Genomic DNA, 19,671 nt, shown 5'->3' on the forward strand with positions numbered 1-19,671 from the left:
CCGGCGGCGGAACGCTCAGCCTAAGGAGCAGTGCCCGCTTGCGGGCTCATCGCTGCGTTCGCCGACGATTCCGCAGTCGCAGCCGAAGCCGGTCCCCCGATCAAGCTGCGCAACAGGTCGTCCAGCGCCACGACCCCGAGCGTGCGGCCGCGGGGATCGGCGACGACAGCGAGGTGGATGCGTGTGCGCTGCATGCGGCGCAGCCCCTCGTCCAGCGACATGTCGGGCGCGAATCGGAGCATCGTGCGCACGAGTCCGCGAGCCGACCCGCGCTCGGCCGCCACGAGCCGATCGGCCTGCCCCAGTTCTGCATCGCTGCGCGCGCAGGAGGCAGCCAGATCGCTGCTGTGCAGCATGCCCCTGATGTCGTCGGGACCATCGCCGAGCACGACGAGCCTCGAATGCCCCGAGCGTGCGAACCGCTGCTCCGCATCGCTGACCGACTGAGTCAACCGCACCGCTGCCACCTGCGACGACGGCGCCATCACGTCGCTCACCTGGGTGGCCCCGAAGCGCATCGCCCGTTCGAGCAGCGCCACGTCGGCGGCATCGATGTGTCCTTCAGCCAAGGAGTCCTGTGCCATCAGGCCCAGCTCGGCCGGCGTCGCCACCTCGGCGAGCTCGTTGGTGGGCTCTACTCGCAACAGCCGGGTCAGTCCGTTGGACAGCCCTTGCAGCGAACGAGCGACGGGCCGCGCGACGAACAGGTAGGCAGCCATCGGGCGCGCGAGCGCCAACAGCGTGCGCTCGGGGCCGATGAGCGCCAGGTTCTTCGGCACCATCTCGCCGAACACCATGTGGAGCACGGTCACCACTCCCAGCCCGATGCCGAATCCGATGGCATGCAGTGCCGCGTCGGGGATCTCGACGAACCCGTGTACCGCGCTCTCGACGAGCTGCGCGAAAGCGGGCTCGGTGAGTCGCCCGACTGCCAGCGAGCACAGCGTGATGCCCAGTTGCGCTGCGCCGAGCGTCGTCAGCACATCTGACTGCATGCGCTGGGCCGCCAGTGCGGATCGCTGCCCACGTTCGGCGCTGCGGTCGATCGATGCCCGCTTCGCGCCGATGAGACCGAACTCCAGCGCCACGAAGCCGCCGTTGAACACGATCAGCACGATGCCGACTGCAATAGCGAGCGCCGTCATGGAGCTGCCCCGTCGGCTGTGCTGTCTTGAATCGGACTGCTTTTTTTGGTGTCGCCGTCTCGGTGACCCTCGGGCGCAACGGTGAGCTGTACTTCTGCGATGCGCAGTCCGTCGAGCTCGGTGACTGTCAGCAGCCAACTGTTCCACTCGAATGACGCGCCGACCACGGGAATCGCACCGAGACGCTCCAGCACGAATCCCGCCAGCGTCTCGTAGGGACCATCGGGCACAGCGAGTCCGGTGGCAGCCTCCAGCTCGTCCAGCGTGGTCGAGCCAGGCAGCGTCGCCGATCCGCCGGCGAGGCGCGGAGTGAATGCGCCAGGCTCGTCGAACTCGTCCGCAATGTCGCCGACGAGCTCCTCGGCGATGTCCTCACGTGTCACGATGCCCGCAGTGCCGCCGTGCTCGTCCACCACGACGCAGAGTCGGCAGTCGGCCGCTGACATGTCCGCCAGGACCCCGTCCAGCTTGCGGCTCTCTGCCACCGCCACGATCGGTCGCATGATCTGGCGCACCGGCGTCCGGTCTCGCGCTGAGGCATGGACACCGAACACGTCACGCACTTCGGCGAGGCCGAGCACGTCGTCGGGGCTGGCGCCCAGCACCGGAAGCCGAGAGTGACCGCTTGCCCTGGCGAGCTCCACCAACTGCGACAGCGTCGCGTCGGCATCGACTGCTGACATTGCCGTCCGCGGCGTGAGCGCGTCAGCGGCGTCTTTCTGCCCGAGGCGCAGCGTTCGCACCAGCAGGTCCGCCTGCGCGTCGCTGAGCGTGCGTCGGCGTGACGAGCGAACGACGTACTCCAGTTCGTCTCGGGTCCGCACGATGCGAAGTTCCTCGGCGGGCTGCAGGCCGCATGCCCGAACGGAGGCATTGGCAATGCCGTTGAACAGTTTCGTGACGGGACCCGTGAGGAGTCCGTACAGCCGTAGCACCGGCGCCAGCACCAAGGCCGTTCCCATCGGCCGGGACACCGCGAGATTCTTGGGCAGCAGTTCGCCGAAGACCATCTGCATGACGGCAGCGGCTGCGATGGCGACCACAGCCACCACGCCGGTGGCCGAGAGCGTGCTGCCGGCGCTGCCGAGCGCCCATTCGAGCAGGCCGCCGATCGTGGACTCCGCGAGGATGCCCAGCACCAGCGAGGTCAAGGTGATGCCGAGCTGCGCCCCCGCGAGGTGGAAGCTGAGCCGCCTCAGCAGGGCGCGCACTCCACGGGCCCGACGGCTGCCCTCGGCAGACATCACCTCGACCTGCGAACCGTCGACCGCGAGCAGGCAGAACTCGCCCGCCACGAACACCCCATTGAGCGCAATCAGCACGACGACGAGTGCGAGTCCTGCGATGAGTCCCAGCGTCATGCCGGTGCGGTACACCCCCGAGCGCCCTGGTTGGCAGCAATCACGGTAGCGGGCAGCGCCGGCCCGGCGACGACCCTCGCCGGTAGTCTCGCCCGAATGCGGGTGGCCCCACCCACTGCGCCCGCGGAGTCCGACGCGCAGCCCGAGCCCCACGACACTGACGCGGACACTGGCGCGCAACAACCTGCCGCAAGAGCGCCCGGCCTCAACGGATCGGCGGCGCCGGCCGACGACAGCGCCGACGGGATCCGAGCCGATGCATCGCTGAGCTGGATCAGGCGGTTGTCGCCGCTGCTGCGCCGACACCGGATGCGCATCATCGTCTCACTGCTCGCCGCCGTGGCAGCCATGGGCACACAGGCCGTGGCGCCGCGGGTGGCCGGCTACGCCGTCGACGCGGCCGTGCCCGGCCCCGACGGCACGGGCTCAGGCCCCTTGTGGGCGTTCGTGGTGGCTTTGGTGGGGCTCGGGGCAGCGCGAGGCGTCTTCACGTACGCCTACCGCAACGGCCTGTTCTCCATGGGTCACCGCGTCGAGTTCCAGCTGCGCACACTGCTGTTCTCGCATTTGAGCCGGCTGTCGTTCGCGTTCTACGACCGCGTGCAGACCGGGGAGATCATCTCCCGTTCCAACTCAGACATCCGCTCGGTGCAGATGTACCTGGCTTTCGCCCCCATCGTGTCAGTGCAGCTGCTGAGCTTTGTGGTGGCGATCTCGCTGATGGCGTGGATCAGCCTGACGCTCACGGCCATCACGATGCTGATCATGCCCGCGGTCTATGTGCTCGGTCAGCGGCTGCGCCGCATCATGTTCCCGTTGTCATGGATCATCCAGTCGCGCAACGCCGAAGTAGCGACCGTCACCCATGAGAGCGTGAGCGGCGTGCGGGTGGTGAAGGCGTTCGCCGCCGAACAGCGGCAGGTGGAACAGATGGCGCGGGCGACTCAGCGGTTGCGCTGGGCCAACCTGATGCAGCATGACACCCGGGCCCGCTACACGCCGGTCATCGAGAACCTGCCCCGCATTGCGCTGGCCATGGTGCTGCTCGTGGGCGGGCACCTCATCATCTCCGACTCGCTCACCGTGGGCGACCTGGTCACCTTCTACCTGTACATCTTGCTGCTGCACGCGCCGTTCCGATTCATCGGGATGCTGTTCATCTTCGGCCAACGCGCCAAGGCTTCAGCGGAGCGCATCTTCGAAGTGCTCGACGAACCGGTCCTCGTCGCCGATCGCCCAGGAGCGATCGACCTGCCTGTGCGGCACACGTCGGCCGGCGCGCCGAGGGGACTCGAGGTGACCTTCGACAACGTCAGCTTCACCTACGGCACCGAAACCGTCGGAGGCATCGCCGGGTCCGCCGCCGTCGGGTTGCGAGACACCGACGCCGGGGCCGCTGAGGCCGGCGCCAATGGGGTCGGCAACCACGGAGGCGATGTGCCACGACGCGATGCCTCCGCACACGAGGTGCCTCAGGTGTTCAGCGGTCTGGACCTGAGCATCGGCGCCGGCGAACGGGTGGCGGTCGTCGGGCGCACCGGCTGCGGCAAGTCGACGCTGGCCCGGCTGCTGATGCGCTTCTACAGTCTGGACGACGGTGTGATCCGCATCGGCGGCCACAACGTGAACGACGTCACCGGCGACAGTCTGCGCCGTGCGGTCGGATACGTGCCCGACGAGCCGTTCCTGTTCTCGGCCAGCATTCACGACAACATCGCCTACGCACGGCCAGACGCACATCGCACTCACGTGGTCGCGGCCGCCGCTGCTGCGCAGGCTCATGAGTTCATCACCGAACTCGAATCCGGCTACGACACCGTGGTCGGCGAGCGCGGCTACGACCTCTCAGGCGGCCAGCGACAGCGCATCGCCATTGCTCGCGCCATACTCGCCGATCCCGCGGTGCTGATCCTCGATGACGCCACCAGCTCGATCGACGTTGCGCACGAGGCGAAGATCCACGACGCGCTGGTCGAGCTGCTGGCTGACCGCACGACCATCGTGATCGCGCACCGACTGTCCACCATCAGCCTGGCCGACCGAGTGGTCTTGCTGGAAGGCGGGCGCGTGGTTGCCGACGGCACCCACTCGCAGCTGCTGGCGAGCGAACCCCGCTACGTCGAGGTGCTTGCCGCCGACGGCGACACAGACGACCTCGACCGCGTGGCCGTCGCATCCAATGACGCCCTCGGGGACAGCCGATCATGGTGATGGTCGGCGGCCCTGGGCACGCCGGGCCTTCCGCCACCCAGGCCAGCGCGGCAGCGGGCCTGCCCTTCGCCGGCGTCCCCACAGAGATGCAGCGGGGCGCAGACCAGCTGCTGGCGCTCGAACCCGAGCACCCCGAGCCGGAGATCGATTTCGACTACGTCGCCGAACGCGCCGAAGCGAAACAGGCTCGCCCCTTCGGTCTGCGAGACATGCTGGTGCCCCACCGCTGGCCGGTCGCGCTCGCCTTGGTGCTGCTGTGCCTCGAGACCGCTGCGATGCAGACGGTGCCGGTGCTGGTCCAGCAGGGCATCGACCGCGGCATCCGAGCCGGCGACCGGACGGCGCTCAATTTGGTCGTGCTGGTCTTCTTCGGCGTGATCGCCGCGAGCATTCTGACCAGTCGCGCACGTCAGCGCCTGAACGGTCGCATTGCCGAGCAGGTCATGTACGACCTGCGACTGCGCCTGTTCGGTCACTACCAGCGGCTCTCGCTGGACTGGTATACGACGGCCAAGTCCGGCGTGCTGCTCAGCCGCATGACCTCCGACATGGAGTACGTGGCGCTGCTCATCAATGAGGGCTTCGTCAACCTGCTGATCCAGGTGCTCACAGTGGGCGTCGTGACCGTCGTGCTGTTCACCTACGACGTCACCTTGGCGGTGATTCTGCTCGTCGGCATCGTCCCGCCGCTGGTGGGGCTCACCATGTGGTTCCGTGTCCGCAGCGAAGCGGGCTACGGCGAGATTCGCGACCGCATCGCCGACGTGCTCGCGGATCTGTCCGAGAACCTGGCGGGAATACGCGTGATCGCGGCAACCGGACGTCGCTTGGCGAACACCGTTCGGCACACCGAGGTCACCGCTCGCTACCGCGACGCCAACCTGTCGATGTCGAGGGCGCAGGCGATCTACGGGCCGAGCACCGAGGCGATCGGCATCGCAGCGCAGGGGCTGGTGCTGGCAGTCGGCGGGGCGATGGTGCTACGCGACAGTCTCACCATCGGCGAACTTGGCGCCTTCGTGCTGTACGTCACGACGTTCTTCGCTCCCATCCAGCAGCTGGCACAGCTCTACAGCACCTACCAGCAGGGCCAGTCCGGTCTTCGCAAGATCAGCGGCGTGCTCGCCACGCAGCCGACCGTGCGCCAACGCCCCGATGCAGCCGAACTGCCGCCGATCAGCGGCCACATCCGCCTGGAGAGCGTGTCGTTCGCCTACGACGACGAAGCAGCGACTGCAGTACGGACCGACGAGCAGCCGAGCGACGACGCGCCCGAGGTGTTGAGCGGGGTGAGGCTGGAGATACGTCCGGGCGAGACGTTCGCTCTCGTGGGACCGACCGGTGCCGGCAAGAGCACCATCGCCAAGCTGATCATCCGCTTCTATGACCCGACCGACGGCTGCATCACGGTCGATGGCTGGGATCTGCGGGACGTCACGCTGCCGTCGCTGCGCGACCAGCTGGGTGTAGTGCCCCAGGAGCCGTTCTTGTTCCACGGCACGATCCGCGACAACGTCGCCTTCGGACTGCGCGGGCGCAGCGGCGCCGGCACCGACGCGCAGCTGGACGCAGACATCGATGCAGCTCTCGACTTGGTCGGACTGCGCCGGCTGATCGACCGTCTGCCGGCCGGCGCGGACACTCCGGTACACGAACGCGGGGTGTCGCTGTCGGCCGGCGAGCGTCAGCTGCTGGCGCTGGCTCGGGCATTCGTGGCCCGGCCCCGGGTGATCGTGCTCGACGAGGCCACGTCCAGCGTCGATCTCAGCACCGAGGCAGAGATCGAGGGCGCGTTGGACCTGCTGCTCGAAGGCCGCACCGCCGTGCTCATCGCGCACCGGCTGGCCACAGCCATGCGCGCCGACCGCATCGCCGTGATCGACGGCGGCGGCGTGGCGGAGCTGGGCACTCACGATGAGCTCGTGGCGCTGGGCGGGCGCTATGCAGCCATGTACACGACGTGGATGGCGCATGCCCGCGACGGCCACCCCGAAGACTGCTGAGCGCGTGCGCGAGCTGCCTCCTCGGCCCGAGCCACCGGACGACCAGCCCGACCGCCACGACCCACAGAGTCGGTCGAACCATCGTCTAGAGCACTACTCGAATGATCGAGCGGGCCGGCCGACGGTCTCACTGCAGAACGTGTCCGTCGTCTACGACGGAACCGCGGTGCTGGGACCTCTCGACTGGGAGGTCGCGCCGCACGAACGGTGGGTCGTACTCGGACCCAACGGTTCAGGCAAGACGAGCCTCATCAAGATCCTGTCGCTCTACCGATTCCCGACGACCGGCTCGGTCGAGGTGCTGGGCCGGCGATGGGGAGCGGTGGACGTGCGCGAGCACCGACGGCTCATCGGACTGGCCAGCTCGTCGCTGCGAGAGCAGTTTCGACCGAGCATCAACGCGCTCGAACTCGTCATGACCGCCCGCTACGCGGCACTGGAGACATGGTGGCACGCCTATGACGACGACGACCGGGCGGAGGCGAGCGCATGCTTGGAACGCGTCGGCGCTGGGCAGCTGGCCGACCGGGAGTTCGCCACGCTGTCGGGAGGCGAACAGCAGCGAGTGCAGCTCGCACGCACGCTCATGGGTCGCCCAGAGCTGCTGCTGCTCGACGAACCGACTGCCGGGCTGGACCTAGCAGGCCGAGAGCAGCTGGTGGCGAGCCTGGAATCGCTGGCGACCGATCCGTTCATGCCCGCAACCGTGCTGGTGACACACCACACCGACGAGATCCCCCCGTCATTCACCCACGGACTGCTGCTGCGCGCCGGCAGGCCCATGGCATGCGGTCCCCTCGACGAGGTGCTGACTGCGGCCTCGCTGTCGGAGTGCTTCTCGCACCAGCTGAGGCTGGAACGGCGCGACGGCCGCTGGCTGTCATGGGCGGCGACCTAGCACTGTGTTCAGCGCAGGACGATCCGACCCAGCGGCTCGCTGAGGTGCGCCCGGCCCGACGGGCGCTCCCCTTGCGCCGCTTCGACGTCCCAGACCATGACGTCGTCATCGAACGTGTAGAGCAGGAACCGGCTGTTCGGCCCCCAGGCCAAGTGTCCGAGGCCAACGCCGATCTCCGGTGAGTGGCGGCTCCAGTCTTGCGACAGGTCGATGACCACGATCCCAAAAGAGGCGCCGCCCCCGTGCATGAGCCGCAATGCGATGCGATTGCCGTCGGGCGACATCTGGCCCTGTTCGCTCCACCGGTCCGCTGTGGCGCCGAGCAGCGTGGCGGGCAGCTCGACCCGTCGTTCCGAGATCGCTCCGGTGGCAATCGGATAGCTCGCGCAGATCGTCGCGCAGTCCTGGGCTCGTTCGGCTTGGCCCGCTTGGCCGCCAGCCGCGCCGAAGCTCCCCGAGGCCTCCGCGCACACCTCGCTGCACCAGTCGCCACGACGATCGAGGCTGACCGTTGCGCTGAACGAGGTGTCCGTGATCTGGCAGCCGTATTCCTCGCATTGCAGCCGCACCACGTGATTGTCGCCGACGGCCAACACCCGACCGGCACCCAGCTGCAGCGCATCGTTGCGCCCGTCCAGCGCCATGACGCTGCCGGCCATCGACACCACGACGTGATCGCCCAGCGCGCCATGCACCACCGCTTCGTTGGGCATCTGCACAGCCGAGCGGAACACGCCGTCGGGGCCGACGACCCGAGCCAGGAGGTACTCGGCGCCTCGCACGACTGCGACAATCCCCGGCGGGTTGTACGCGGGCAGTACCTCGCTCACGTCGTCGGCGATGACGACGACATCCCCGCTGCGGGTATCGACACGCAGCACCTGACGCCCGATGCCCGCCACGATGGTGCCGTCCAGATCCATCAGCGAATGCGGCAGCCCCGGCAGCGGCACGTAGCGAACCGCTCCCGTCAACAGATCGAGCTGATACAGCGCGCCGGCCGCATCACCGGAGGGATGTTCGGCGAGCGTTCCGATGAGCTCGGCTGCAGGCCGCGCGGGCGGCAGGTCGCCGACCGATCCGTCAAGCGCGATGGGCTGGGGCAACGTTGTACGCGGTGGCCGTGGCATGGTCGTCGCTGTCGTCGCCGACGGCTCTGAGGTCGTGGTGGTCGTTGTCGCCGCCGATGAGGCAACGGGCGGGTCGTCGCTGCGCACCCAGGCCACGACCAGCGCAGCCACGGCCAGAGCCGCTGCGAGCATGGCATAGACCGCCAAGCGCGGCATCGACGACGGCCGCCGCTCGATTACCGTCTCCTGCACGCTGGCGATGTCGGCACCGCTGTCGGGCAGGATCACCAAGTCTTGCTGCAGCTCCGGGCCCCGCGGCGAATCGGGATCGGTCACCGCTTCACATTCTGTCCCGCCGGCAGGTCTGTCGCAGGTCGGTCGAGCCCTGTCCTGGGCTGCGAATCGCTACCACGAGGTGGCGTTGTGAGGCAGCTCCCGAAACGACGTCGCCGGGTCTGGGCCGGGCTCTCTGGGCAGACCCAACACCCGCTCGCCCAGGATGTTCCGCTGTATCTCATCGGTTCCGCCGTAGATCGACGGCGCGGGCGAGAACACCGCCATCTCCTGCAAGATGCCGCCGGTTGCCGCCGCCGGCCCCCACAAGGTCATGTCCGGACCCAAGATGGTGCCGGCCAGCGATCGAGCGCGACGCAGCGCCGCAGTCATGCGCAGCTTTGCGAGGCTGCCTTCGCCGCCGGTGCGCTGGCCTCGTTGTCGGCTGCGAGTTGCCGACAGCCTCATCACCTCCAGATCGGTGTGCAGCGCAGCAAGCGCTTGGCGCACGACCGGGTCGCTGTCGCGGCCTCGGATGCGGGCCTGCTCGCTGAGCTGGTTGAGCATGCCGGGCCCCACTCCCCCGGCTGCGAGCGGGAGACGCCTGCCGCGGAAGTCGCCCGCAGCCCGGTCGAGATGACCGGCCACAGAACCGGGATGCGCAGCGGCGAACGCGAGTCCGTGGCTGCCGCCGATGCCCGCCCGCTCAACGGTCAGCGTGGTGTTGGTCACCCTCCAACCATCGTTCAGCTCGCCGATGACATGCGCTTCGGGCACCCGTGCACCGTCGATGAACACCTCGTTGAACAGCGACCGGCCGGTCATTTCGCGCAGCGGCCGGACCTCCACGCCGTCTTGATCCATCTCGAACGCGAACCAGCTGAGACCTCGGTGCTTGGGGGCATCAGGGTCGGTGCGCGCAACGAGCATCCCCAGATCGGCGTGTGCACCCTCGGACGTCCACACCTTCTGCCCGGTGATGATCCACTCCTCGCCGTCGCGAACGGCCTTGGTCTGCAAGCCGGCCAAGTCGCTGCCCGCACCCGGCTCAGAGAAGAGCTGACACCACGACTCGGTGCCGTTCAGGATGGCCGGCACGAACCGCGCGACCTGTTCGGGTGTGCCGTGCTCGAGAATGGTCGGCGCTGCCAGCAGCATGCCCAGCCCCGCCGGCGCGCCGATGGCGCCGGCGGCACGCATCGCTTCGACCAGCACGCGAGTCTCGCTGCGGCCCCAGCCGCGGCCGAACGGTTCGACCAGCGTCGGATTCGACAAGCCGGCCTCAGCCAGCGCCTGCCACCAGTCGCGCACACGGAGGTCCGGATCCCAGTGGTCGGCGAGCCATGCGTCGAGCTCTGCTCTGAGTTCGTCAACCGGAACGGTGCTGGTCGATGCTCGCAGCTCGCTCATGGCTGCGAACGCTACTGCCCGACCAAACAGAGATTCCCCTGCACGACCAGCCGCTCGAGCCCCGGCACCCACAAGACCAGGTGCCGGCGAGACAAGGCGCCCGACAAGCCAAGTTCTAGTGTGGCGACTCCTGCAGGTAGCGCAGGAATATCGCCGTTGTCGGGGCGAGGAACATACGCCACGACTGCGCGATCCCGCCGTTCGGGCCGCAGATCATGCGCGTACACGAGCCTGCTGGGAGTTCGACGACGACCTTGGGACTGAAGAGCCACATCAGCTGCAGTCGCATCGTGTAGCTGCCGGGCCGCAGCACGAAGCGCTCGGACTTGTCGTCTCTGATCTGACCGACTCGCTGACCTTCGATGAGGACGTGGTAGCTGCGGATGGTGTCCCGATAATGGTGGATGCGTTCGAGCACCAGCTCGGCGCTGGACTCGTCGTCAGCGCCCGCCTCAGCAGCAGTCGGCTCGGCCTCGGCTGCCTGCGGGATGCCCATGGGACCTCGGGGCGCCTTCGCATTGTGATCCGCCATGGCGCGCCGCATCCGCTCCCACACCGACAGGCGCTCCGACGGCTCTTCGGCCGACTGGTCCGCAGCCGGAGAGTCCTCGGCAGCTGGTTCGCCCGGCACCGCGTCCGCGCTGGAACCGGAACCGTCTTGGCCCGAACTGGGCGGCATCGGCGCACTGGCGCCGCTGTCAGCCAAGGTGCGCCCCGTTGGTTGGCACCGCAACCTCGGCGGCTTCGGCCGACGAGGGCCATTGGCTGCCGGCGAGCATGGCCTCGACGACCGCCGCCACGCCGTCGTCCTCATTGGCCGGCGCGATGTGGTCTGCCACGCTGCGCACCGCGGCGGACGCGTTCGCCATGGCGACGCCGTACCCGGCCCAACTGAGCATCTCGATGTCGTTGAGGCCGTCGCCGAAGACCGTCACCTGCGAGGCGGAGATGCCGTAGCGCTCGCAGACGATCTCCAGCCCCGCGGACTTGTTGACCCCGGCTGCCGCAATTTCTGCCATGTCCAGCCCGGACGGACGGATTTCGGTTCCGAGCGGCATGCGCGGCGCGAGCAGTTCCACCATGGCGAGCGTGTCCAAGTCCGACGAGTGCACGAGCCAGGTCAGCACGGCCCCGTCGACCTCTGCAATCGCATCGGCGACGCGCACGACGCTGAGCTCGGCCAGCAGATCGGCCGGCATCCCCGGCGCAAACTGCGGTTCCCACAGGTGCCTGCCATCGGCCATGTCCAGCCCGAGGCTCGCTTTGGGCAGATGCTTGCGCACGATCTCGGCAGCCTCGACGGCTTCGACGTGGGTCATGGATCGATCAGCGATACGTTCGTTGGCAGTCGCGTCCATCACGGTGGCACCGTTCAGGCAGACGGCGTAGGACAACGTCGGCACTTGGCGAGCGACCGTCTCGGTCTGCGGCCACGGCCGGCCTGTGGCCAGCGCCGTGATGACACCCGCTTCAGAGAGCGAGGCGAGCGCCGTCGCGGTGCGCTCGCGCAAGCAGCCCTGCGGTGTGAGCAGCGTGCCGTCGATGTCGAACGCAACGAGGCGCGGCAAGCCCGACGGAGGCGATGCGAGCGTGCGGTGAGGCAGCCGGTACATGTCCTGCACGGTAGAGGCAGGATGCGACATCCGGCGCTGCGAAGGCCTCTGCAACGCCATCTCAGTCGGACCAGATCAGTCGGATCAGTCGAGATAGGCCGCTGTCGCGGTCGCGACCTGCAGCAGCCGATCGGATTCAGGAGCAATCTCGTAGATGCGCGTGCGGCTGGACACTGCATGCTCCGTGCGGGCGATCACCTCGCCGTCGACTCGGAACGGGCCGCCACGCGCCGGCGTCAAGTAGTGCATGTCGGCGAAGACGCAGCGCGAGCGCCGCGCATCCCCGCCGCACAGCCGCGCCAGGTGGGTGCTCATGGCGTCGGCGACCACGATCGACGCTCCGCCTTGCAGTGAGCCGAACGAGTTTCGGATGCGGTGGTGCATCGGCAGCTCTATGCGTGCCCCCTGCGGCACCGGGGTGAGCCGCACGTAGTCGTCGAGCTGCGGCCGGGGGTGCAGCTCGCGTTCCTCTCGGTAGTCGACCGTGTGCTCGCGGGTCATGGAGTTCGCGTGCGGCGTGTCGAGGCGTCGGGGAAGGCGCGCGTAGGTACACACGGAGCGCGCTATCTCGGTTCCCGTCTCGTCGATCACCGATGTCTCGGTGACGACTTGGTTGCGACCGACCCGCAGCGGCGCGCACCGGGCGGTCACTGCGGTCCCCTGCGCCCGGGCGCTCAGCACGGTCGAGAGGTGCAGCGTGGCACACCAGTCGGGAGACACTTGCGCAACGGCATGATGCCCGGCTGCAGAGTCCACCAGCGTGGCCACAGCGCCGAGTCTCAGCCAGCCACCCTGCGCCAAGGGTTCGTCCGCGAGGTCGTCGAGAATGGGCATGGTCGCCGTCAGCGTGCCGTCGTCGGACATCTGGTGGCTGAGACGGAGGTGCCGCAGGATGTGGTCCTGCGGCGGATAGCTCGCGGGCGGTGCTGTCGAGCTCACCTCGCTCGCTCCCGCGCGAGCTGCCTCAGCGCCTGCCACAGCTGGGCCACTGCCTCGGCCAAATCGTCCGCCCCGCCCGCGTTGTGGATGACGTAGTTCGAGACGGCGCGCCGCTGCTCGTCGGTTGCCTGCGAGGCGAGTCGTGCTCGCGCGTCTTCGGCGGTCATGCCGCGCTCGATGAGACGCTCGAGTCGCAGGTCCGGTGGCGATTCGACGGTGACCACCACTTCGTAAGGGAAGCGGGTGTCGCGGCCCAGCGAGCTCTCGACGAGCACGGCCAAGTCCAGCACCACGACTTCAGCCGGTCGGCAGGAACGAATCGACTCGATCCGTTCCTCGAGCAGCGCGTTGATTGCCGGATGGCTGATCGCGTTGAGCGAAGCCAGCTCGTCGGGGTCGTTGAACACGATCGACGCGAGCGCCGCACGATTGATGCCGCCGTCGGTGCCGCGCAGATGCTCGCCGAAGCGCTCGACGACGGGCAGCACCGCGGGGCCGTTCGGAGCAATGACCTCGCGTCCGAGCGCGTCCACGTCCACGACGGCCGCGCCGTGGGCGGCCAGCAGTTGCGCCACGGTACTCTTGCCGGCCCCGATGCCCCCGGTCAGGCCGACAATCAGCACCCTGTCCCCAAGATGCACAACCGCGCTGCGTCGACTGCGGCGTGCGACGGCACCGAACGCTTGCGCCCAACAGCACTCACGCGGCGCGACGGCTTGCTGCGTCCGTGGCCGGCCCGGCGAACGCTTGTGCGATGTCCATCCACTCGGTCGCGAGCGGTCCGGTGAGCGACAGCGTCGTCTCGGTGTGATGGCGACGCTGGGTCACTGCCAAGCAGAAGTCGTACGCGTCACCACGAACCACGTTCACGGCCTCCAGCGGGCCCCACGTCCACAGATCGCCGTTGGGGGCGGCCAGCTCCACCCGCACCGGGTCGCTGGGCACCTCACGGCCGCGATTCGCATAGCTCCAGCCGCGAGTGCTGACGCCGATGTGCGCGACGTGACGCAGTCGCTGCGTGCGCGGCAGCACTCGGCCGTGTGTGTCGGCGACGTCATGGCCGTGCGACCAGGTCTCCATCAGGCGAGCGGTGACGAATGAGCGGGCACCCATCGACGGCCCGAACCAGCCGATGCGGTCCTTGTTGCCGAGCGGACGCACCGCCTCGAGCATCTTGGCTCGCTCGGCGCGCAGCCACTCCCAGATCTGCGCACCGGACATGGGGGCGAAGTCGATGCCCGCAGCGCTGTGCAGCTCCGTCTCGCCGCGTGCCGCCGATGCCTTGATGTCCTCGAAGCGCTCAGGATCGGCGACCGCCGCCGTCGCCACCCAGTCCGTCATGCCCAAATGGATCATCGTGTCTCGGCTGTCCCAGCCCGCAGCAGGCGTCGGCAGGCGCCACTGCGCCTCGCTGAGGTCTTCGATCACGTCGCCAAGAGCGTCGGTCTCGGCCTCGAGGTCGTCACAGATGCCATCCATGGGCACCGACCTTAGTTGCGCGACCGCGATCGCCTTGGTGGACTCGACTCTGCTGGTCGAGGCTCAGGTGGGTTAGAACAGCGACTCGTCGGTGCGGCGCATCCCCTCGATGACCAGCACGGATGCCGCGGTGACCACCATGAGCACGACCGCAAGCGCCATGGCCTGGCCCCGCAACGCTGCTCCCGGCGTGCCGAGCAAGCGGTACAGCGCCAGCGGCGCAGTCAACGTGTCGGGTCGCCGGGGCAGGAATGCGGTTGCGCCGAACTCGCCGAGCGACACGGCGAAGGCGAATGCAGCACCGACGGCCAGCGCTCGTGACGCGATCGGCACGTCGACCTCGCGGCGGGCACGCAACGGAGTGGCGCCGAGCACCGAGGCTGCCTCCCGCAGACGGTGGTCGATGGAGCGCAGCGTCGGCACCAGCGTCCGAACGACGAACGGCATGCCCACCAAGGCGTGCGCAACGGGAATGATCCACCACGCTGTGCGGAAGTCCAGCGGAGGCACGTCGAGAGCCAGCAGCATGCCGAGTCCCACGGTCACCGCCGACACACCTAGCGGCAAGGTCGACCCGATGTCCAACACGATGCGCAGCCCGCCGCGGCGGCGAAGCCGTCTGCTTGGCCTGCCGAGTGCCCGCCGGGGTCGTCGGCTGCGGTAGCAGCCGGCCTGGGATTCCGCCTCGTCGGTTTCGCCGGCGCATGCTTCGATGGGTGCTGTTGCACGAAGGCGTCGGTTTCCCACGGTCCGGCCTCCGACAATGACGGACGAAGCCAGCGCGCCCACGACTGCAGCAATCAGTGCCGCAATCGCAGCGAATCCCAGCGAGTGGCCCAAGGCCTCGAGCGCTGTGGCCGGCAACAGCTGCACGCGGCGTGCAAGCGCCGTGAAGTTGGCGACGCCGTAACCGTCGCCGGTCGCGAACGCCCGCTCCACCAGCGACATCAGCGGCGCGCCCAGCAGGATCAAGCCCAATGCGGCGTTGACAGCGATCACGCCGCGGTGTCGCTGCGGCGCTGCGCTTCGGGGCGCGCGACGAACCGAGGCCCGCCGGCGCTCCACCACTCCCGCCAAGGCGACCAACGCCGCTACCGCTGCCAGCTGGCACAGGGCCAGCGCCGAGGCCGTCGCAAAATCGAGCCGAGTGATGGCGTAGCGGTAGATCTCGGTCTCCACTGTGGCGCGTGCGGGGCCGCCGAGTACCAGGATCACGCCGAACGAGGTGAACGAGAACAGGAACGTCACCGTCGCGGCCACCGCGACGGCAGGACGCAGCAGCGGCCAGGTCACGTATCGGAACGCGCGAAGCGGCGTTGCGCCCAGCACCGCCGCGGCGTCGACGTTGCGGCCGTCCAAGCCGGTCCACCAAGAGCCGACCGTCCGCACGACGACGGCGTAATTGAAGAAGACATGCGCCGCCAAGATTGCCCACACGGAGTGTCGCAGCGACAGCGCGCCGCCACGAAGGCCGAACCGTTCGAAGACTGCCTCGAAGGCGCCGGCCACCACCACCGTCGGCAGCACAAAAGGAACGGTGACGACGGCTCGCACGATCCGCCGTGACCTCGGTCGCAGGCGCGCCCACGCTGCAGCGGCAGGCACGCCGACGGCCAGTGTGAGCACAGTCGACACGACGGCTTGCCACACGGTGAACCACAGCACCCCGCGGATCGCCGGGCGCCCCAGCACCTCACCGAGACCGGCGAACCCGTCGGCCACGACGGTCAGCACCGGGTAGGCGAAGAACACTGCCATGAAGGCGATCGGCGGCACCGCGGCTGCGGTCCAGCCGAACGCTGCGACGGCGCGGCGGCGTCGAGGCAGCCCTGCCGAGGTCACCGCGCTCGGCGGCTCGTCAGATTGGGGGACGCTGCGCTCAGCGCAGCACGATGTCCGCCCACCGCTCGGTCCACTCGTCGCGGAACGCTGCGATCTGGGACGGATCGAGGCTCAGCGGTTCTTCCACCACGGCTGTGTGCGCGACGAACTCGGGCGGCAGCGTCGCATTCTTGATCACCGGGTACACGAACATGTTGAGCGGCATGTCGTTCTGCCACGTCTCGCTCAGCATGAAGTCGATGAGCGCCTTCGCGCCGGCCGGGTTGTCGGTGCCCGTCAGGATTCCGGCGTACTCGATCTGGCGGAAGCACGAATCGGTGAGGACGCCAGTGGGCGCAGTGTCGACGGACGGATCGGCGTAGATCACCTCGGCCGGCGGACTCGACGCATAGGACGCCACGAAGGGCCGGTCGCCGCCTCCGGCGATGAATTCTTGGTTGTAGGCCTCTTCCCAGCCGGACGTGACCATGACGCCGTTGTCGCGCAGGCCTTCCCAGTAGATCTCCCAGCTTTCTTGGAACGCAGCGATGGTGCCGAGCAGGAAGGCCAAGCCGGTCGAGGAGGTTTCGGGATGCGGCACGACCAGCTGGTCTGCGAACTCGGCGCGCGTCAACTGGTCCAGCGTGTCGGGCACCCGCGGCACGGCGTCCTTCCAGTAGTTCACGCACACATCGCCATAGTCGACCGGCGTGACCCGATGCCGCGCGTCGAGGTGCAAGTTGAGAGCTTCGTCCAGATTGGCGAGAGCTGGCGATTCGTACCGTTCGAAGATGCCGGCGTCGAGGCCGCGTTGGAGGAACGTGTTGTCGATGCCGAACAGGACGTCGCCCAGCGGATTCTCCCGCGTGAGGATCGCCTCGGAGACGAGTGTGCCCGTGTCGCCCACGGCAAGCCGTTCCACTGTCACTCCGGTCTTTGCGGTGAACTCCATGAGCGTCTCGTCGGACAGGCCGAACGAGTCATGGGTGATCAGCGTCACCGTCGTGCCCTCGATCGACGGCGGAACGGTTGTCGGCGATTCGGTCTGCGGGGCCGCCGCAGGCATGGCGGTCTCGGGACCGTCGCCGCCGCACGCTGCAGCGACCAGCATCGCCGCCGTGACAATGGCACCAAAGACGTGCGGCTTGCGCATTGAGCATGCAGTCATGTGCTTCCTCCGCTGGCATTACCCAGGTCAGGTTCTCGGGTCGGCCACAGCGCTGCTGCGGCCCTCTCAGCCCCGACGGGCTCCCCGGTCTGTGTTGCGACGATAACCCTATCGCGACGCTGCGGACACGCGATGCCCCATGCCGCAGGCGCGCTGCGCCGCGACGCGCTGCGCCGCGGCGAGCGCCAGCTCCGACTCAGAACCAGCGCCGTCCATCGCTGCGACGCGTGAGTGCAGGCGCCGTCGAGATGTAGTCCAGCAGTTCGAGCTGGTCTGCACTCAGGTAGCGAGTCCGGCCGGCCACTTCTGCTAATGGCGAGTATGCGATGCCGGTGGAGCAGACGCCCACTAGACGTCCCGAGCGGCCGCCGGCGAGCGCCTCCACAGCCCGAGCGCCGAGACGACTGCCCAACAGCCGATCAGCCGGCGACGGAGGGCCGCCCCGCTGGATGTATCCCAGCACCGTCGTACGCGTCTCGAACCCGGTTCGTTCGGCCAGCAGGTCGCCGACGAACTGCCCCATCCCGTCCAGGATGCGATTGCCCCACTCGTCGGTTCCCGTGTCGGGCGCCTCGACGCTGCCATCGGGAACGGCGCCTTCCGCGACCACGACAATCGACGCATTGCGGTCACGATGGTGGCGCGCGATGAGGCGCTCGGCGATCTCGTCGATGTCGAACGGCGTTTCGGGGACCAGGACGGCCGCGGCGCCCCCGGCGATGCCTGCGCCGGCCGCGATGTGCCCGGCTTCGCGGCCCATCACTTCGAGCACCATGATCCGATTGTGCGACTCAGCCGTGGTGTGCAGCCGGTCGACGGCTTCGGTGGCAACGCCGAGCGCGGTGTCGAAACCGATGCAGCTGTCGGTTCCGCACACGTCGTTGTCGATGGTCTTGGGTACCGCAACGACCGGGAATCCGGCATCGGACAGTCGCCGTGCGGTGATCAGGGTGCCGTCGCCGCCGATCGTCACCAAGCCCTCGACGCCGTCTCGCTCGAGCTGGGCGAGCAGCGGCGCCGTGCCCTCGGTCTGCAGCCGGCGGCTGCTGCGAGACGTGCCGAGCATGGTGCCGCCGCGCGACAGCACACCACGCATCGCCTCGGCATCCAGCGTGACGGCGTCGCCGTCGAGCACTCCGTTCCAGCCTCTGCGATAGCCGACGACACTGCGATCGAGCAGGTGCCCTGCCATCCGCACCACGGCTCGCAGCGCAGCGTTCAACCCGGCGCAGTCGCCGCCGCCAGTGAGCACCCCAATCCGCACGGACTCACGCTACTCCCCAGTTCGCCTGCGCAAGTACATCCTTCACACCGATATGCCAGCTTTAGGTTTATCAGGCCGTTTGCGCCCAGTCGCTCGGCCGGCACTGCATACTGACAGCCACGCGGGTTCTGAGTCGATTGCCAGCCGCAGAGGCCCAGGCGCGCCAGTAGACGCCCTATTGCTGGCATAGTATGATGCTCCGCTGCACCACGTAAGATTCTGCAACGACGATGCCAGTTGAAGGGCAATTCTATGCAACAGCAGCTTCCCGACTACACCGATGCAGTTCGTACAGCAGTCATGAAATTCTGGAGCGTGCGACGTTCGCAGCGCGACGCATCCGAGCATCGCGGAGTGCATGACCCCGGCATTCGGGCCGAGGTAACCGGTGGCCGCCACCTCGATGCGCTTCAGGAACTGATAGTAAACGTGTTCGTAGATGCCGGCATACCGGCCAGACTCATCGATGTCAAGAAGCGACCGATCGCTGGCTATTTCCGTCGCGACAAGAGCTGGGACATTGTAGTCATGGTGGCAGATCGAGTAGTCGGAATTATCGAACTGAAGTCAATGGCGGGAACTAGTCCAGGCCGGAACTACAATAACCGCACTGACGAAGCCTTAGGCCAAGCAATTGACGTCTGGAAGGCTGTGGAGCGAGACATCATCAGACCATTTCGTCCCTGGCTCGGCTATTTTATGTTCCTAGAAGACAACGTATCCTTCACCACAGCGGTAAGTTGCCGCTCCGCCGTTTGGGAAACAGATCCGGTCTTCGAAGCTGCGAGCTATGCGGACAGATATGTGATCTTCTTTGAGCGGATGGTTCGAGAGCGACTGCTAGACGCTGCATGCGTAGTACTCGCGGATCGGCAATCTGCCGCGACACGGTTCCCGTCAATATCTTTGAGCTTTCAGGCATTCGCAGCCGCAATCCACGGCAGGTGCCTCCAGTTTATCGCAACTAATTCGGACCTTGATTTGTCAACAGATTACGGCAAAACTTGAGCGTGCCA

General features: G+C 67.8%; 16 protein-coding genes and 1 riboswitch. Of the genes, 4 read left to right on the forward strand and 12 right to left on the reverse strand.

Features of this window, described 5'->3' with window-relative positions:
* Positions 1–20: 20 nt before the first annotated feature.
* Together ACOGI4_RS10910 and ACOGI4_RS10915 are read right to left on the reverse strand one after the other, a co-directional pair.
* Complete coding sequence (locus ACOGI4_RS10910; RefSeq protein ID WP_419841696.1) at positions 21–1,145, reverse strand: hemolysin family protein; 1,125 nt, start codon at positions 1,143–1,145, stop codon at positions 21–23.
* Positions 1,142–2,506 carry a hemolysin family protein gene (locus ACOGI4_RS10915; RefSeq protein WP_419841697.1) on the reverse strand — a complete coding sequence of 455 codons (1,365 nt, stop codon included), beginning with the start codon at positions 2,504–2,506 and terminating at the stop codon, positions 1,142–1,144. Before ACOGI4_RS10915 ends, ACOGI4_RS10910 begins: the two co-directional genes overlap by 4 nt.
* A 96-nt stretch (positions 2,507–2,602) precedes the next feature.
* Between ACOGI4_RS10915 and ACOGI4_RS10920 the strand changes: the two genes are divergently transcribed.
* Genes ACOGI4_RS10920 through ACOGI4_RS10930 form a run of 3 tightly spaced genes read left to right on the forward strand, consistent with a single transcriptional unit; the run spans position 2,603 to position 7,618 of the window.
* Entirely contained in the window at positions 2,603–4,717 is a 2,115-nt protein-coding gene (locus ACOGI4_RS10920) for an ABC transporter ATP-binding protein (RefSeq protein ID WP_419841698.1), read from the forward strand.
* A complete protein-coding gene (locus ACOGI4_RS10925; protein WP_419841699.1) occupies positions 4,711–6,720 on the forward strand; it encodes an ABC transporter ATP-binding protein in 2,010 nt (669 codons plus the stop codon). Before ACOGI4_RS10920 ends, ACOGI4_RS10925 begins: the two co-directional genes overlap by 7 nt.
* Positions 6,689–7,618 carry an ABC transporter ATP-binding protein gene (locus ACOGI4_RS10930; protein ID WP_419841700.1) on the forward strand — a complete coding sequence of 310 codons (930 nt, stop codon included), beginning with the start codon at positions 6,689–6,691 and terminating at the stop codon, positions 7,616–7,618. The genes ACOGI4_RS10925 and ACOGI4_RS10930 overlap by 32 nt, the downstream gene beginning before the upstream one ends.
* Positions 7,619–7,626: 8 nt before the next feature.
* On the opposite strand, the gene ACOGI4_RS10935 is transcribed toward ACOGI4_RS10930, so the two are convergent.
* From ACOGI4_RS10935 to ACOGI4_RS10980, 10 genes are all read right to left on the reverse strand, one after another.
* Positions 7,627–9,024 carry a hypothetical protein gene (locus tag ACOGI4_RS10935; protein WP_419841701.1) on the reverse strand — a complete coding sequence of 466 codons (1,398 nt, stop codon included), beginning with the start codon at positions 9,022–9,024 and terminating at the stop codon, positions 7,627–7,629.
* Positions 9,025–9,093: 69 nt separating this feature from the next.
* Entirely contained in the window at positions 9,094–10,371 is a 1,278-nt protein-coding gene (locus ACOGI4_RS10940) for an acyl-CoA dehydrogenase family protein (RefSeq protein WP_419841702.1), read from the reverse strand.
* Positions 10,372–10,486: 115 nt separating this feature from the next.
* Complete coding sequence (locus tag ACOGI4_RS10945; RefSeq protein ID WP_419841703.1) at positions 10,487–11,077, reverse strand: hypothetical protein; 591 nt, start codon at positions 11,075–11,077, stop codon at positions 10,487–10,489.
* The gene (locus ACOGI4_RS10950) at positions 11,070–11,984 is read right to left on the reverse strand and encodes an HAD family hydrolase (protein ID WP_419841704.1); all 915 of its coding nucleotides are present in this window, start codon (positions 11,982–11,984) and stop codon (positions 11,070–11,072) included. The genes ACOGI4_RS10945 and ACOGI4_RS10950 overlap by 8 nt, the downstream gene beginning before the upstream one ends.
* Positions 11,985–12,068: 84 nt before the next feature.
* On the reverse strand, positions 12,069–12,923 hold the full coding sequence (locus ACOGI4_RS10955; protein ID WP_419841705.1) for a hypothetical protein: 855 nt from the start codon (positions 12,921–12,923) through the stop codon (positions 12,069–12,071).
* Positions 12,920–13,546 carry a dephospho-CoA kinase gene (gene coaE / locus ACOGI4_RS10960; protein WP_419841706.1) on the reverse strand — a complete coding sequence of 209 codons (627 nt, stop codon included), beginning with the start codon at positions 13,544–13,546 and terminating at the stop codon, positions 12,920–12,922. The genes ACOGI4_RS10955 and coaE overlap by 4 nt, the downstream gene beginning before the upstream one ends.
* A gap of 76 nt (positions 13,547–13,622) precedes the next feature.
* Positions 13,623–14,402 (reverse strand): TIGR03084 family metal-binding protein, encoded by a 780-nt coding sequence (locus ACOGI4_RS10965; protein ID WP_419841707.1) that lies wholly within the window; start codon positions 14,400–14,402, stop codon positions 13,623–13,625.
* A 72-nt stretch (positions 14,403–14,474) separates the two neighbouring features.
* Entirely contained in the window at positions 14,475–16,244 is a 1,770-nt protein-coding gene (locus ACOGI4_RS10970; RefSeq protein ID WP_419841708.1) for an ABC transporter permease, read from the reverse strand.
* A 37-nt stretch (positions 16,245–16,281) separates the two neighbouring features.
* On the reverse strand, positions 16,282–17,391 hold the full coding sequence (locus tag ACOGI4_RS10975) for a thiamine ABC transporter substrate-binding protein (protein WP_419841709.1): 1,110 nt from the start codon (positions 17,389–17,391) through the stop codon (positions 16,282–16,284).
* Positions 17,379–17,488, reverse strand: a riboswitch (TPP riboswitch). (Overlaps the previous gene by 13 nt.)
* Positions 17,489–17,587: 99 nt before the next feature.
* Positions 17,588–18,655 carry a 6-phosphofructokinase gene (locus tag ACOGI4_RS10980; RefSeq protein WP_419841710.1) on the reverse strand — a complete coding sequence of 356 codons (1,068 nt, stop codon included), beginning with the start codon at positions 18,653–18,655 and terminating at the stop codon, positions 17,588–17,590.
* A 252-nt stretch (positions 18,656–18,907) separates the two neighbouring features.
* Here ACOGI4_RS10980 and ACOGI4_RS10985 point away from each other — a divergent pair, with 252 nt between their 5' ends.
* A complete protein-coding gene (locus ACOGI4_RS10985; protein ID WP_419841711.1) occupies positions 18,908–19,663 on the forward strand; it encodes a PaeR7I family type II restriction endonuclease in 756 nt (251 codons plus the stop codon).
* Positions 19,664–19,671 lie beyond the last annotated feature (8 nt).

The organism is Candidatus Poriferisodalis sp., assembly GCF_965205175.1.
GTDB lineage: Bacteria > Actinomycetota > Acidimicrobiia > Acidimicrobiales > Poriferisodalaceae > Poriferisodalis.

Coding starts and splice junctions, on each gene's coding strand:
- ACOGI4_RS10910 (WP_419841696.1), bottom strand. CDS start 1,145: ATGACGGCGCTCGCTATTGCAGTCGGCATCGTGCTGATCGTGTTCAAC.
- ACOGI4_RS10915 (WP_419841697.1), bottom strand. CDS start 2,506: ATGACGCTGGGACTCATCGCAGGACTCGCACTCGTCGTCGTGCTGATT.
- ACOGI4_RS10920 (WP_419841698.1), top strand. CDS start 2,603: ATGCGGGTGGCCCCACCCACTGCGCCCGCGGAGTCCGACGCGCAGCCC.
- ACOGI4_RS10925 (WP_419841699.1), top strand. CDS start 4,711: ATGGTGATGGTCGGCGGCCCTGGGCACGCCGGGCCTTCCGCCACCCAG.
- ACOGI4_RS10930 (WP_419841700.1), top strand. CDS start 6,689: ATGCCCGCGACGGCCACCCCGAAGACTGCTGAGCGCGTGCGCGAGCTG.
- ACOGI4_RS10940 (WP_419841702.1), bottom strand. CDS start 10,371: ATGAGCGAGCTGCGAGCATCGACCAGCACCGTTCCGGTTGACGAACTC.
- ACOGI4_RS10950 (WP_419841704.1), bottom strand. CDS start 11,984: ATGTACCGGCTGCCTCACCGCACGCTCGCATCGCCTCCGTCGGGCTTG.
- ACOGI4_RS10965 (WP_419841707.1), bottom strand. CDS start 14,402: ATGGATGGCATCTGTGACGACCTCGAGGCCGAGACCGACGCTCTTGGC.
- ACOGI4_RS10975 (WP_419841709.1), bottom strand. CDS start 17,391: ATGACTGCATGCTCAATGCGCAAGCCGCACGTCTTTGGTGCCATTGTC.
- ACOGI4_RS10985 (WP_419841711.1), top strand. CDS start 18,908: ATGCAACAGCAGCTTCCCGACTACACCGATGCAGTTCGTACAGCAGTC.